Genomic DNA, 13,647 nt, shown 5'->3' on the forward strand with positions numbered 1-13,647 from the left:
GGCGCGACGTTGCCTGTTGGGCGAGGCCGGTTGAACCGCGGAGGTGCGTGTGACGATCGGAAGAGCCACGGTGGCCACCAGCACAGGGCCAGCCTCAGCGGGCGGCATAAATCTCGCCTCGGTCGACCTGAACCTGCTGGTTGCGCTGGAGGCGCTGTTGGAGCAGCGAAGCGTTACCTACGCTGGTCAACGGGTGGGACTGAGTCAGCCGGCGATGAGCCGAACTCTCGCGCGGCTGCGCGACATCTTCAAAGACGATCTGTTGGTGCGCACCACCACTGGCGTCATCCTGACGACATGTGGCGAGCAACTTTTACGGAAGCTGCCCCCGGCCCTGGCGATGATCCGGGAGATTCTGACACCCCGCAGCTTCAAACCCGAAGCCACCCGGCTAAAGATGAGCGTCGCGATGCCGGAACATCAGGCTCTGGTTCTGTTGCCGCAATTGATGCCGCGTCTTCGGGCGACTGCGCCCGACCTCGACTTTGTCGTTCATTCATTGCTCGCCGGGTCGCTCAAGGGGCTGGAGAATGGAGAGATCGACTTCGTTGTCGGGCAGGTCGATGACGCCCCGCCGGGCTTCTTCCGGCGCAGTCTCTACACCGACCGCTTCGTCTGCCTGCTTCGGCGCGGTCATCCGGCGTTGCGGCACACATGGACGGCGGACAGGTTCTCGGCGCTGCGACATGCGGTGATCGCACCCGGATCGGAGGAGAGGTTCGGGCACGTCTACGATGCCCTGAGCAAGCTCAACCTGCCGGATCGCGATCCGCTGATCGTGCCGAACACAATGGCTGCTCCGATGATCGTGGCCCAAACCGACCTCGTGCTCACAGTGCCCTACCGGGTCGCTCTGCAGGCATCGTCGATGCTGCCTCTGATCGTCAAGGAATTGCCGGTCGAATTCCCGTCCTATGAAGTCTCGCTGATCTGGCACGAACGCTGCCACCGCAGTGTCGAGCATAGTTGGCTTCGGGCCGAGATCGCAGCTGCAAGCGTGGCCGCCGTCCGCACAATGGTCCAGTCCGACGGTCTCATCCCGTCCTCCTCTGCGGCCTGACCGAAACGGTGCGGCCGCCGGGCGCACCGGCACGGCGGTCGCCGAAACCTCTCCAACACTTGATTGAAGGCGCTCAAGAGATGGCCACATCGGTCGACAAACTCTCGGCGTGGTTGTCCCAGCTCTGTGGGACAAGGCACGTACGCCCCGCTGACGACCTCGAAGCCCAACTGGGCAACACCGGGTCCGAGCCGGAGGCGGATGCGATCGAGCTCGAGTGGATCTCGCGGGCGGACCTCGCACCGATCAGCGCGGTCGAGTGGAGCAACGACGAGGTCGAGAACGGTTGCACCGTTGGTCGGCTTGATGATGCTCGACGGGTGCTGGCCGGCTCCGTCCATGGTCGGCCCGTCGTGGTTGAACGGGCCCAGAATGGCGAGATGCGGCTGCTCACATCGACCTTCGCGCCCGGAGAAAAGGTTCTGTCCGCCGGCGGCGGCGGAGCGTTCATTCCGGACAGGCTTGACCCGAAAGGCACGGAATTCCTGCCGGACGACGGCATCTACGAAGTCTATGATGGAACCTATGACGGTCAACCGGTCGAGGTGCTGCGGAGGCCCGGCTCGGATGGCTTCTGGATCAAAGAGGTCGAGCGCGACGGCAGCGGCGCGGTGATGCGGGTGAGGCCCGGGGCCATTGTCAGGCCTGCCCGGGAGGGAAGCGCGGAATTCGTCGACTGGGCGATCAGGCTGCAGGACGCCTCGTCGTCCGAAGCCGCCCCCGCGATTGCGTTCTCGAACAGGGACCAGCCCAGCACGATCACGAAAGCGAAAGCGACGACCGGAAGCCCGGTGAAGGAGTTTCCGAAGAGCGGCCTCGTCGAAATCGGCAAGGACGACGACCGCAAGTTCTACATTCCGGTTTTCGTCCGGACGCAGAAGGTCGAGAATACCGCGGGAGGGACCCGCATTCAGGACAACCCGGCGGAAATGGTGCACGCCGAGTATCGCCCCTCGACGCCGGGGGTCTGGGGGGAAGGCACGCTCGTCCTGCAAAGGAAGCCGGGCTCCAAGGACGAGCCCGACGGACCGGCCGTGAAATACGACGCCCACAATGGCCGCTGGGTATCGCCCGCCGAGCACGGCAAGGCCGTGGACGAGTTCGTCCACGCCACGATGGTCGCCATCGACCAGGGCATCATGGTCTGCTTCAAGCAAGAGATGGACGGCGCCCTCGCGCTGCAGCTGGAGAGCTTCAGGAGCCAGGTTCGGGATCTCGCCCGTCAGGCCATCGCCAACGAGATCACGGAAGCCAAGTTCCAGGAAGGCGTGTCCAAGATCCTCTCCGACATCGGCAAGAAGGGCGAGGACAGCAAGTACAGGGACAGGACGGATTCCCAGATCAGCTGGACACGAGCGTCCCAAGTGGTCACGCCGCTGATCACCCTCACGATGGGCGCCGTCGGAATGTATCTGATCGAGCGGTACAGAGCCGCGAATCTCGCCGGAACTCAGTAGGACGCCCGACAAGGCCATAGATTTCCGCGAGCCCGCAAGCAGGAGAGACCCGGTCCCGCCGCCGGCCTGTTGCGCCGCGCGCCGGTTTCTGCACACTTGACCGGCTGGTCAGAAAATCAAGAACCAAGGGGGCACATGATGCTGGGATGTTGGAGCCGCCGGGCGCTGCTCGGCGTGGCGATGGCGATGCTCGGGGCCGCGGCGCTGCCGCAGGCCCGGGCGGCGGACAAGCTGGCGGTGGCGGCGGTCTACACGGTGCCGGTCGAGCAGCAATGGGTCAGCCGCATCCACAAGGCGCTGAAGGCGGCGCAGGAGCGCGGCGAGATCGACTACGTCTATTCCGAGAACACCTCGAACACCGATTATGAGCGCGTCATGCGCGAATACGCCGAGGCCGGCAAGAAGCTGATCATCGGCGAGGCCTTCGGGGTCGAGCGCGGCGCCCGGGCGGTGGCCAAGGATTATCCCGGCACCGCCTTCCTGATGGGCTCCAGCCTGCCGCCGGCCGAGCCGAACTTCTCGGTCTTCGACAATTACATCCAGGACGCCTCCTACCTCACCGGCATGGTCGCCGGGCTGAAGACCAAGTCCAACACCATCGGCATGGTCGGCGGCTATCCGATCCCGGAGGTCAACCGGCTGATGCACGCCTTCATGGCCGGGGCGTTGGAGGTCAACCCGCAGGTCAAGTTCTCGATCACCTTCATCGGCTCCTGGTACGACCCGCCCAAGGCCAAGGAAGCCGCCTTCGCCATGATCGATGCCGGCGCCGACGTGCTCTATGCCGAGCGCTACGGCGTCTCCGACGCGGCCAAGGAGCGCAAGGTCCTGGCCATCGGCAACGTGATCGACACCCAGTCGGAATATCCCGGCACGGTGGTGGCGAGCGCGCTGTGGCACATGGAGCCGACCATCGACCGCGCCCTCAAGGCGGTGGCCGAGGGCCGCTTCAAGGCCGAGGATTATGGTCCCTACAGCGCCATGAAGGCGGGCGGCGCCACGCTGGCGCCGCTCGACCCGAAGCTGGTCGACCAGGCGATCATCGACAAGGTGGCCGCCCGGCAGAAGGAGATCGAGACCGGCGCCTTCACGGTCAAGGTCGACGACAGCGAGCCGAAGCCGACGCTGTGATCTCGCCGGCCGAAACCTCGGATGCCGCGCCGGCCCTGCGCCTGCGCGGCATCACCAAGCGCTTCGGCGCGCTGCTCGCCAATGACGGCATCGACCTCGACCTCGCCCGCGGCGAGGTGCTGGCGCTGCTCGGCGAGAACGGCGCCGGCAAGACCACGCTGATGAGCATCCTGTTCGGCCATTACGTCGCCGATGCCGGGACGGTGGAGGTGGCGGGGCTGGCCGGCGCCTTGCAGCCGCTGCGCCCGGGCTCGCCCCAGGCGGCGCTGGCCGCCGGCATCGGCATGGTGCACCAGCACTTCGCTTTGGCCGACAATCTCAGCGTGTTCGACAACATCGTGCTCGGCTCGCAGCCGCTGTGGCGCCCGGCGCTGCGGCGGCGCGCGGCGCGGGCGAAGCTGGCGGCGCTGATCGAGGCCTCGGGCCTGGCCGTGCCGCTCGACGCGATGGTCTCCAGCCTCTCGGTCGGCGAGCGGCAGCGGGTCGAGATCCTGAAGGCGCTGTACCGCGACGCCCGGATCCTGATCCTGGACGAGCCGACGGCGGTGCTGACCCCGCAGGAGGCCGACGGGCTGTTCGTGGTGCTGCGCCGGCTGGCGGGGCAGGGGCTGGCGATCGTCTTCATCTCGCACAAGCTGGCCGAAGTGCTGGCGATCAGCCGCCGCGTGGTGGTGCTGCGCGCCGGCCGGGTGGTGGCGGAGCTGGCGACCGCCGGGGTCGACCGTGCCGTCCTGGCCGAGGCCATGGTCGGCCGCGCCATCCCGGAAACGCGCAAAAGCCCAGCCGTGCCCGGCGCCCCGGTGCTGGCGCTGGATGGCGTCACCTTGCGCGGTGCCGACGGCCGGGCGTTGCTCGACGGCGTGTCGCTCGACCTGCGCGGCGGCGAGGTGGTCGGCATCGCCGGCGTCTCCGGCAACGGCCAGGCGACGCTGGCCGGGCTGGTCTCCGGCCTGGCCCGGCCCGATGCCGGCCGGGTCACCTTGTTCGACCACCCGGCGCCGGTCGGCTCTCCCGCCGCGATGGTCGCGGCCGGGGTCGGCCGCATCCCGGAGGACCGCCACCGCGACGGCGTCGTCGGCGACATGGTGGTGTGGGAGAACGTGGCGCTGGAGGATTACCGCCGGCCGGAAGCGCAGCGCTGGGGGCTGATGCGCCGCGGCGCCCTGCGCGACCAGGCGCGCCGGCTGGTCGCCGCCTATGATGTGCGCTGCCCGGGGCCGGAGGCGCGCACCCGGCTGCTGTCCGGCGGCAACATCCAGAAGCTGATCCTCGGCCGGGTGCTGGAGCGGTCGCCCGGCCTGGTCCTGGCCTGCCAGCCGACCCGCGGCCTGGATGTCGGCGCGGTGGCCGAGATCCACGGCCGGTTGCTGGCCGCGCGCGACCGTGGCGCCGGCGTGCTGCTGATCACGGAGGATCTCGACGAGCTGTTCGCCCTCTCCGATCGTATCGCCGTGATCCATAACGGCCGCCTCACCCAGCCCGGGCCCGCGGAGCAGCTGACCATCCGTGCCCTCGGCCTGATGATGGCGGGGCAGGAGCCGGCGCATGCGGCTTGAACCGCGCGAGCGCGCCTCGCCGCTGCTGATGCTCGGCGCCTCGGCCGGCGCCGCCTTGCTGGCGCTGCTGCTCTGCGCCATCCCGCTGCTCTGGGCCGGCGCGCCCGTGCTCGACGCCTATGGCGTGATGATCCAGGGCGCCTTCGGCTCGCGCTTCGCCATCGCCGAGACCCTGTCCCGCGCCACGCCGCTGGTGCTGACCGGCCTGGCCGCCACCGTCGCCTTCCGGGCGAAGCTGTGGAACATCGGAGCGGAAGGGCAGCTCTATCTCGGCGCCCTGGCGGCGACGGCGCTCGGCTCCGGCATGCTTGACTGGCCAAGCTGGGCGCTGCTGCCGCTGATCCTCGCCGCCGGCGCGCTGGCCGGCGGGCTGTGGATGCTGGGTCCGACGCTGCTGAAGACCCGGTTCGGCGTCGACGAGGTGGTGACGACGCTGCTGCTCAACTTCGTCGTGCTGCTGTTCGTGTCGATGATGCTGGAAGGGCCGATGAAGGACCCGATGGGCATGGGCTGGCCGCAATCGGCGCCGATCCTCGACGCCGCCGCCCTGCCCAAGCTGATCCCGCGCACCCGCATCCATGCCGGCCTGGTCATCGCCGTCGTCGCCGCGATCCTGGTCTGGCTGATGCTGGCACGCACCACCTGGGGCTTCGAGATGCGGGCCACCGGTGCCAACCCGTCCGCGGCGCGCTTCGCCGGCATGCCGGTCGGCCGGGTGATGCTGCGCGTCGGCCTGATCTCCGGCGCCCTCGCCGGCCTGGCCGGGGTGGGGGAGGTGGCGGGGCTGAAGGGCTACCTGACCCAGGACCTGTCGCCCGGCTACGGCTATGCCGGCATCGTCGTCGCCATGCTGGCGCAGCTGCATGCGCTCGGCGTGCTGCTGGCGGCGCTGTTCGTGGCCGCGGTCTTCGTCGGCGCCGACAGCATGAGCCGGGCGATCGGCGTCTCCAGCTACATCGCCAACCTGGTGGTCGCGACCTCGCTGCTGACGGTGCTGCTCTCCGGCATCGTCCTGCGCTACCGGGTGCGGTGGCGATGAGCGCAGAATTCCCCCTCACCCGAAATCGCTGTGCGATTTCGACCTCTCCCCAGGGAGAGGTGTATGGCAGCCGCACTGATTCCCTCTCCTCGGGGAGAGGGAGGGGCCTGGCCGAAGGCCGGGAGGGTGAGGGGGCGGTACCGGTGGGGCAAGCATGAGCGAGATCCTCGACATCCTGCTGGCCGCCAGCTTCTGGGCGGCAGCGCTGCGCATCGCCACGCCGCTGGTCTTCGGCACGCTGGGCGAGCTGATCTGCGAGCGCGCCGGGGTGCTGAACCTCGGCATCGAGGGCATCTTCACCGCCGGCGCCATGGCCGGCTGGATGTGGGTGTACCAGGGCGGCGACCTGTGGACCGGCGTGCTCTTCGCTGCCGGGGTCGGCGCCGCCTTCGGCCTGCTGCACGCGCTGCTGACCGTGCCGCTCGGCCTGTCGCAGCACGTCACCGGCATCGGCGTCACGCTCTTGGCCACCAGCCTGTCCTACTTCACCTACCGCATGGTGCTGCCGAACGCCTCGACCCCGCCGCGGATCGAGCCGTTCCAGCCGGTGTCGCTGCCCGGCCTGTCCGACCTGCCCTGGATCGGCCCGGTGCTGTTCCAGCAGACGCCGCTGACCTATCTGGCGCTGGCCGCCGTAGCGATTACCGCCTGGGTGCTGCATCGCACCCCGCTCGGCCTCGCCTTGCGCGCGGTCGGCGAGAACCCGGCGGCCGCCGAGGCGCAGGGCATCAGCGTCGTCGCGGTCCGCCTCGGCGCGGTGATGGCCGGGTCGGCGCTGATGGCGATCGGCGGCGCCTTCCTCACCATGTCGGCCTTCAACGCCTTCTTTTTCGAGATGGTGGCCGGGCGCGGCTGGGTCTGCATCGCGCTGGTGGTCTTCGCCTCCTGGCGGCCGGGCAAGGCGCTGCTCGGCGCCCTCCTGTTCGGCGCCTTCGACGCCTTCCAGGTGCGGCTGCAGCAGCTCGCCGGCGGCGTGGTGCCGTACCAGATCTTCCTGATGCTGCCCTATCTGCTGAGCATCCTGGCCCTGATCGCCATGTCGCGCCGCGCCACGGTGCCGAAGGCGCTGATGGTGCCGTACAGGAAGGGCGAGCGTTAGACTGTGGCCCCGGCCCATGCTAGGGAAGATACATTGCGAGCCGGTCGCAAATCGGGAGCATGGGAATGAGCGAAACGCTGCGCCTTTATGTCGGTTACGATTCGCGCGAGGACATCGCGTGGCAGGTCTGCCGTCATTCGGTGCTGCAGCACGCGTCGAAGCCGGTCGAGGTCTCGGCCCTGAAGCTGCCGGAGCTGCGGGCGCAGGGCATCTACACCCGGCCGGTCGACACGCTGGGCTCGACCGAGTTCACCTTCAGCCGCTTCCTGGTGCCGGCGCTGGCCGGATACCGGGGCTGGGCGGTGTTCTGCGACTGCGACTTCCTGTGGTTCGGCGACATCGCCGACCTCTTCGCCCAGGCCCAGGCCCGCTACGCGGTGATGGTCGTGCAGCATGACTATCAGCCGAAGGAGGCGGTGAAGATGGACGGCAAGCCGCAGGCCGCCTATCCGCGCAAGAACTGGTCCAGCCTGATGCTGTTCAACTGCGGCCACCCGGCCAATGCGACGCTGACGCCGGAGGTGGTGAACCGCGAGACCGGCGCCTTCCTGCACCGCTTCCAGTGGCTCAGCGACGACCAGATCGGCTCGCTCGACACCGGCTGGAACTGGCTCGAGGGCTGGTACCCGAAGCCGGCCAAGGGCACGCCGCAGGCCGTGCACTACACCCGCGGCGGCCCGTGGTTCGAGAACTACCAGGATGTCGACTACGCCCAGGAATGGCGCGACGCCGCGGCGGAGGTGCAGCGGCTGGGCATCCACGCCTGAGCGAAGTTTCGCCGGTCCTCTCACCCGTCATTGCGAGCCGAAGGCGAAGCAATCCAGGGCCGCCCACATCGGCCCCTGGATCGCCGCGTCGCTGCGCTCCTCGCGATGACGACATTGGGGGAGGGGCTCAGGCCGCGCCGTCCACCACGCTCCTCCAGCCCTCGGTGATCGGCAGCAGCAGCGCGGCGGCCTGGGGCAGGAACTGCTCGGCGAAGAAGCGGGCATGGACCAGCTTGGTTGCTCGCACCTCGGGATCGCTCTCATCCGCCAGCGCCGCCCGGGCCATCAGCCAGCCGCCGGCCACCAGGCCGAACATCCGCAGGTAGTGCACCGCGCTGGCGGCGACGGCGGCTGGGGTCTCTGGTGCGGTCTCGACCACCCAGTCGGTCGCCGCCATCAGCGCCGCCAGGCTCTCCACCAGCCGGTCGCGGATCGGCGCCATCGCCGGATGGGCGGCCAGCTCCGCCTGGGTCCGCGCCATCTCCTGGAACAGCGCCTGCGCCGCCGCGCCGCCGTCGCGCGCGACCTTGCGGAACGCCAGGTCGTTGGCCTGGATGCCGTTGGTGCCCTCGTAGATCGGGGTGATCCGGGCGTCGCGCAGGAACTGGGCGGCGCCGGTCTCCTCGATATAGCCCATGCCGCCATGCACCTGGATGCCGGTCGAGGCGACCTCGCAGCCGACATCCGTGCTCCAGCCCTTCACCACCGGCGTCAGCAGGTCGACCCGGGCCTGCGCCTTGGCGCGCTCGATCGGGTCGGGGTGGCCGCGGGCCAGGTCCAGCGCCGCGCCGGCGCTGTAGGTCAGGGCCCGCGCCGCCTCGGTCAGGCTGCGCATGGACAGCAGCATGCGGCGGACATCGGGGTGGGCCGCGATCGGCGCGCCGTTCTCCGCGCCGATCGGCTTGCCCTGGACCCGGGTGGCGGCATAGGCCTCGGCCGCCTGGGTGGCGCGCTCGGCGATCGCCACGCCCTGCAGCCCGACGGTCAGCCGGGCGTTGTTCATCATCGTGAACATGTACTCGATGCCGCGGTTCTCCTGGCCGATCAGGAAGCCGGTGGCGCCGCCGGCGTCACCATAGGCCATGACGCAGGTCGGGCTGGCATGGATGCCCAGCTTGTGCTCCAGGCTGACGCAGCGCAGGTCGTTGCGCTCGCCCGGGTTGCCATCGGCATCGGGCAGCAGCTTCGGCACCAGGAACAGGCTGATGCCCTTGATCCCGGCCGGCGCGTCCGACGTGCGGGCCAGCACGAGATGGACGATGTTCTCGGCCATGTCGTGGTCGCCATAGGTGATGAAGATCTTCTGGCCGGTGATGCGGTAGCTGCCGTCGGCCTGCCGCTCGGCCCTGGTCCGCACCGCGCCGACATCGGATCCGGCCTGCGGCTCGGTCAGGTTCATGGTGCCGGTCCAGACGCCGGAGACCAGCTTCGGCAGGTAGGTCCGCTTCTGCTCGTCCGAGCCATGGGCCTGCAGCGCTTCGACCGCGCCCTGGTTCAGCACCGGGCACAGGCCGAAGGCCAGGCTGGCCGACTGCCACATCTCCGACACCGCCATCGCCACCGCCCAGGGCAGGTCCTGGCCGCCCCATTCCGCCTCGAACGGCAGGGCGTTCCAGCCTCCGTCGCGGTACTGCGCATAGGCCTCGCGGAAGCCGGGGGCGGTGCGCACCACGCCGTTCTCCAGCCGGGCTCCCTCGCGGTCGCCGATGGCGTTCAAGGGCGCGATGACCTCGGCCGCCAGCCGGCCGGCCTCCTCCAGCACCGCCTCGACCAGCTCGGGCGTCGTCTCGCCTTTGCCCGGCAGGGCGGCGATGCGATCGAGCCCGACCAGATGCCGCAGCACGAAGCGCATGTCGGCGAGCGGCGCGGCATAGGCGGTCATCGGACGACTCCCTGGTTCCCCGACGACGGCGCGGGGTTTCCCTTTACGTAAAGGGGAGATTTCACCGAACCGGCGCCCAGATCAAGCCCCAGCCGCTTGTCGAGGAAGCTCAAGGCTCGCACCTCGGCGTCATCGACCGGGGTCCAGCTCGGGCTCAGCGCCGGCGGGTCGGCGATCGGCTGGGCCCGGTCCAGCATCGCCGTGGTCGGGGCGGTGAAGTCGAAATTGTGCTGCATGCCGGGATAGACGATCAGGCTGACCGCGGCGCCCTTGGACAGCCAGGCGTCGAACAGCGTGTCGCAGGCCGCGGCCGGGGTCACGCTGTCGGCCGCCCCCATCAGCACCAGCAGCGGCGTGTCGCCGACCGGCTGGGTGTTGGTCATGTACTGGTCGCAGCGGGGGTACAGCGCGATCGCCGCGGCGAAATGCGGCGCGGTCTTGGCGATCAGCGCCTGCCGCATCGTTGCCGTGGTGGCGACGGCGGTGGTGGCACCCTGGGACCAGCCCAGCACGGCGATCTGCTTGGGATTGATTTCCTTACGTGTTTGCAGATACTCTAAGGCACCCACAGCATCCTTGACCCGCAGCTCGACCGGGATCGTCTGCAGGCCGACCGAGACGATCTCGCGATAGCCACGCGGGGTGTAGCTGTCGACCAGCAACATGGCATAGCCGCTGGCGGTCAGCCGGGTGGCCCAGCGGTCATGTGCCGGGGCATAGCCGCCGGACCCGTGCAGCCCCACCACGGCCGGGAACGGGCCCGCGCCCTGCGGCAGGAACAGGCGCCCGGTGATCACCTCGCCGGACAGGCTCTTGAACATCACGGTCTCGGCCGGCGCCATGCCCTGGGCTTGGGCCGGCCGGTCCAGCACCGGTGCGATGGCCAGCAGCAGGATCGCGATGCACAGGCGAAACATGCTCAATCCGCCCCTCCGCGCAGCAGTGTTCCACGACTGGGTTTTCGATGGAACCTCGCTCGCAATGAAGCGTTCCCCAGATGCATCGCCTCGTCGGGCTGATGCAGCCGGAGAGATGAAATGACCGCACAGAAGCCGGCGCGGGACGTTCGGATCGATTTCTTCCGTGGTCTGGCGCTGATCATCATTTTCATAAACCATGTCCCCGGGAACATTGCCGGAATGTTCACGCCGCGGATATATGGGCTGAGCGACGCGGCGGAGATCTTCATCTTTCTGGCCGGGCTGTCCTCGGCGATGGCGTTCGGCCGCAGCTTCGACCGGGCCGGATTCCTGGCAGGTTTCGGCCGGGTGGTCCAGCGCGTCTGGCAGCTCTACCGCGCCCATATCGGCCTGTTCATCGTCATCTGCGGCATCATCATCGCAGCGAACCGGGTCTTCGCCGAGCCGAACTACATCTCACGGCTGGGCATCGACCGCTTCTTCCAGGATCCGGGCGGATCGCTGTTCGAGCTGCTGTCGCTGCACTATGTGCCGCATTATTTCGACATCCTGCCGCTCTACATGCTGCTGCTGGCGGCGATCCCGGCGATGGTGCTGCTGGCGCGGATCTCGCCGGTGCTGGTGGTGGCGGTCTCGGCCGTGCTCTACACCGGCGCGGTGGCGGATGGCTGGAACCTGACGGCCGATACCGCCGAGGGCCGCGGCTGGTTCTTCAATCCGTTCGCCTGGCAGGTGCTGTTCGTCGCCGGCTACGGCTACGGCGCGGGCTGGTTCGAGGTGCCGCGGGCGACGCGCGGCCGCATCACCGTGGCACTGATCTACCTGGTGTTCTGCGCGGCCCTGGCCCTGTCGCTGGTGCGGCTGGACGGCGGCCTGTTCGCCGGCATGCGCGATATACTGGAGCCGCTGGCACGCAAGACCGACAACGGCCCGCTGCGCCTGCTGCACTTCTTCGCCTTGGCCTATGTCGTGGTGTCGCTGCTGCGCGCCGTGCCCGACCTGATCACCCCACGCGCGGCCGAGCCGGTGGCGGTGATGGGCCGACACTCGCTGTCTGTGTTCCTGCTCGGCATGGCCCTGTCCTTCGTCGGCGGCATCGTCTTCGACCAGGCAGGCCAGGGCCTGCTGCCGCATCTCGCGGTCAATCTCGGCGGCATCGCGCTGCTGTGGGGCTGGGCTCGCGGCGCCGCCTGGTTCAACGGCCAGCCCTGGAAGCGCGGCCGCGACCTGCCGGCCAAGCCGGCCCCGGCCTTCCGCATCCGCCCGGCCCGGACCGCGCCGATGCCGGCCCCGGCCATGGTCCGACTGCGCCTGGCCCCGCGCACGGCGCTGTAGCTGGATTGGATGAACCCTATCGGCCGGGTTCGCCGCGGGCGGATCCGGCCGATGTCGTTCCGGTCACTCTGTTCTGACCGGTCGATCGACGGAATGATCCGCGCTGCTCGTGTATTGAAGCGGAAGGGGCGCCGGATCTGGACAGTCATGCCGCCGCCCTGTGGGTAGTTCCAGGGTTCGCCGTACAATTGCCTTGGAATTGCCTCAATTTGAAAACGGCGTGCCGACTGGAGAAGACCTGGTCGGGTGGAGATGAATATGGTTGCCGGTTCGTTGAGGTCTCGACTCTCGCGGGTTGGTATCGTCGGCGTCTTGGTTGCCCTGGCGGCCTGTGGGCCGACCCCGAGCGAGATGCAGCTGAACTACGCCTCGCAGCAATGCTCCTATGGCGATCCTTACGCCTGCGATTCCGTCGGCCCGCTGTCGTACCAGGCCCAGGCCGAGCGGCAGCAGCAGGACACCAACGCCGCGGTGGCGGCCGGCCTGCTGGCGGTCGGCGGCATCGCCCTCGGCGCCGCTCTCGCCGATGATGACGGCGGGCATCGCCACTACCACCGCGGCGGCTGGGGCCGCCGGGGCCACTGGTGAGCCGGGGCGGCCGGGCGACTGGGCCCGGCCGCTCTCTCAGTCGTAGCTCAGCTTCGGATACCAGTCCGTGCCCCGGCCCTCGGGGGTGCAGTCCAGCACCATCCACAGCGGCGAGGGGTCGGGGGCGCCGCGCGGGTCCTGGCCGGGATCGGCGGTCTCGCCGGTCATCTCCTCGGCCCAGAAGTGCCGGATGGTGCCGTCGCGCCGGGTGAACACATGCAGCGCCGGAAGGTCCGACCCGTCGGGCCCGACGGCGAAATAGTCGCGCGAATAGGCGCCGTCGGGATCGCTGAACAGGCGCAGGTCGCGCCAGCCGCGCTCGCGCTTCCACGCCGCTAGGCGGGCGAAGGGCGAGCGCGCGACCACGGCCAGGGCGGCGCGCTGGCCGATATCGGCGGCGTTGCTGTCCCAGGCGTCGAGCAGGTTGGTACACATTGGGCAGGGGGCCTCGCGCTGCGGCCCGAACATGTAGCTGTAGACCACCAGCGTCTGCTTGTCGCCGAACAGTCCGGCCAGGTCGGTCGGGCCGTCCGGCCCCTCGAAGCGGTAGGCGTCGGTCACCGGGCCGCCGGGCGGCAGAGCGCGGCGCTGGGCGGCGACGCTCTCGATCCGGCGTCGCAGCTCGATCTCCTCGGCCAGCAGGGCGGTGCGGGCGGCACGGTATTCGGCGCTCTCATTGGGAATGCGGACGGGGTTGGCACGCGCCAGTTCGGCGGCAGGGGTCAGGGTCTTCGCGTCCATCGGGAGGTCCTCCACGGGTTGACGCATCTTGTCGTCGGCGCAGGGCCGGATTCGACAGCGGTTGACTCTGGA

General features: G+C 69.2%; 12 protein-coding genes. 9 read left to right on the forward strand and 3 right to left on the reverse strand.

Going from position 1 to position 13,647, the window contains the following annotated elements:
- Positions 1–70: 70 nt before the first annotated feature.
- The 7 genes from QFZ27_RS15230 (at position 71) to QFZ27_RS15260 (ending at position 8,109) form a co-directional block, all read left to right on the forward strand.
- Complete coding sequence (locus QFZ27_RS15230) at positions 71–1,060, forward strand: LysR family transcriptional regulator (RefSeq protein WP_429227223.1); 990 nt, start codon at positions 71–73, stop codon at positions 1,058–1,060.
- Between the two features lie 80 nt (positions 1,061–1,140).
- A complete protein-coding gene (locus tag QFZ27_RS15235; RefSeq protein ID WP_429227224.1) occupies positions 1,141–2,517 on the forward strand; it encodes a hypothetical protein in 1,377 nt (458 codons plus the stop codon).
- A 135-nt stretch (positions 2,518–2,652) separates the two neighbouring features.
- The gene (locus tag QFZ27_RS15240; RefSeq protein ID WP_429227225.1) at positions 2,653–3,648 is read left to right on the forward strand and encodes a BMP family protein; all 996 of its coding nucleotides are present in this window, start codon (positions 2,653–2,655) and stop codon (positions 3,646–3,648) included.
- A complete protein-coding gene (locus QFZ27_RS15245) occupies positions 3,645–5,204 on the forward strand; it encodes an ABC transporter ATP-binding protein (protein ID WP_429227226.1) in 1,560 nt (519 codons plus the stop codon). Before QFZ27_RS15240 ends, QFZ27_RS15245 begins: the two co-directional genes overlap by 4 nt.
- On the forward strand, positions 5,194–6,243 hold the full coding sequence (locus QFZ27_RS15250; protein ID WP_429227227.1) for an ABC transporter permease: 1,050 nt from the start codon (positions 5,194–5,196) through the stop codon (positions 6,241–6,243). The genes QFZ27_RS15245 and QFZ27_RS15250 overlap by 11 nt, the downstream gene beginning before the upstream one ends.
- A 154-nt stretch (positions 6,244–6,397) precedes the next feature.
- Complete coding sequence (locus QFZ27_RS15255) at positions 6,398–7,342, forward strand: ABC transporter permease (protein WP_429227228.1); 945 nt, start codon at positions 6,398–6,400, stop codon at positions 7,340–7,342.
- Between the two features lie 65 nt (positions 7,343–7,407).
- Entirely contained in the window at positions 7,408–8,109 is a 702-nt protein-coding gene (locus QFZ27_RS15260; RefSeq protein ID WP_429227229.1) for a hypothetical protein, read from the forward strand.
- Positions 8,110–8,236: 127 nt separating this feature from the next.
- On the opposite strand, the gene QFZ27_RS15265 is transcribed toward QFZ27_RS15260, so the two are convergent.
- Both QFZ27_RS15265 and QFZ27_RS15270 read right to left on the reverse strand, forming a co-directional pair.
- Positions 8,237–9,991 carry an acyl-CoA dehydrogenase gene (locus QFZ27_RS15265; protein WP_429227230.1) on the reverse strand — a complete coding sequence of 585 codons (1,755 nt, stop codon included), beginning with the start codon at positions 9,989–9,991 and terminating at the stop codon, positions 8,237–8,239.
- Positions 9,988–10,908 carry a dienelactone hydrolase family protein gene (locus tag QFZ27_RS15270; protein ID WP_429232458.1) on the reverse strand — a complete coding sequence of 307 codons (921 nt, stop codon included), beginning with the start codon at positions 10,906–10,908 and terminating at the stop codon, positions 9,988–9,990. The genes QFZ27_RS15265 and QFZ27_RS15270 overlap by 4 nt, the downstream gene beginning before the upstream one ends.
- Before the next feature lie 120 nt (positions 10,909–11,028).
- Here QFZ27_RS15270 and QFZ27_RS15275 point away from each other — a divergent pair, with 120 nt between their 5' ends.
- Together QFZ27_RS15275 and QFZ27_RS15280 are read left to right on the forward strand one after the other, a co-directional pair.
- Positions 11,029–12,246 (forward strand): OpgC family protein, encoded by a 1,218-nt coding sequence (locus QFZ27_RS15275; protein WP_429227231.1) that lies wholly within the window; start codon positions 11,029–11,031, stop codon positions 12,244–12,246.
- Positions 12,247–12,597: 351 nt separating this feature from the next.
- Entirely contained in the window at positions 12,598–12,834 is a 237-nt protein-coding gene (locus QFZ27_RS15280; RefSeq protein WP_429227232.1) for a hypothetical protein, read from the forward strand.
- A 36-nt stretch (positions 12,835–12,870) separates the two neighbouring features.
- On the opposite strand, the gene QFZ27_RS15285 is transcribed toward QFZ27_RS15280, so the two are convergent.
- Positions 12,871–13,575, reverse strand: a complete 705-nt coding sequence (locus QFZ27_RS15285; RefSeq protein ID WP_429227233.1) for a DUF899 family protein — start codon at positions 13,573–13,575, stop codon at positions 12,871–12,873.
- Positions 13,576–13,647: the final 72 nt, after the last annotated feature.

The organism is Inquilinus ginsengisoli (genome assembly GCF_050434925.1).
GTDB lineage: Bacteria > Pseudomonadota > Alphaproteobacteria > DSM-16000 > Inquilinaceae > Inquilinus > Inquilinus ginsengisoli_B.

What these genes read in the sequence shown, in the direction of transcription:
- QFZ27_RS15235 (WP_429227224.1), top strand. Translation starts at nt 1,141, where the DNA reads ATGGCCACATCGGTCGACAAACTCTCGGCGTGGTTGTCCCAGCTCTGT.
- QFZ27_RS15240 (WP_429227225.1), top strand. Translation starts at nt 2,653, where the DNA reads ATGATGCTGGGATGTTGGAGCCGCCGGGCGCTGCTCGGCGTGGCGATG.
- QFZ27_RS15250 (WP_429227227.1), top strand. Translation starts at nt 5,194, where the DNA reads ATGCGGCTTGAACCGCGCGAGCGCGCCTCGCCGCTGCTGATGCTCGGC.
- QFZ27_RS15255 (WP_429227228.1), top strand. Translation starts at nt 6,398, where the DNA reads ATGAGCGAGATCCTCGACATCCTGCTGGCCGCCAGCTTCTGGGCGGCA.
- QFZ27_RS15260 (WP_429227229.1), top strand. Translation starts at nt 7,408, where the DNA reads ATGAGCGAAACGCTGCGCCTTTATGTCGGTTACGATTCGCGCGAGGAC.
- QFZ27_RS15265 (WP_429227230.1), bottom strand. Translation starts at nt 9,991, where the DNA reads ATGACCGCCTATGCCGCGCCGCTCGCCGACATGCGCTTCGTGCTGCGG.
- QFZ27_RS15270 (WP_429232458.1), bottom strand. Translation starts at nt 10,908, where the DNA reads ATGTTTCGCCTGTGCATCGCGATCCTGCTGCTGGCCATCGCACCGGTG.
- QFZ27_RS15275 (WP_429227231.1), top strand. Translation starts at nt 11,029, where the DNA reads ATGACCGCACAGAAGCCGGCGCGGGACGTTCGGATCGATTTCTTCCGT.
- QFZ27_RS15280 (WP_429227232.1), top strand. Translation starts at nt 12,598, where the DNA reads ATGCAGCTGAACTACGCCTCGCAGCAATGCTCCTATGGCGATCCTTAC.
- QFZ27_RS15285 (WP_429227233.1), bottom strand. Translation starts at nt 13,575, where the DNA reads ATGGACGCGAAGACCCTGACCCCTGCCGCCGAACTGGCGCGTGCCAAC.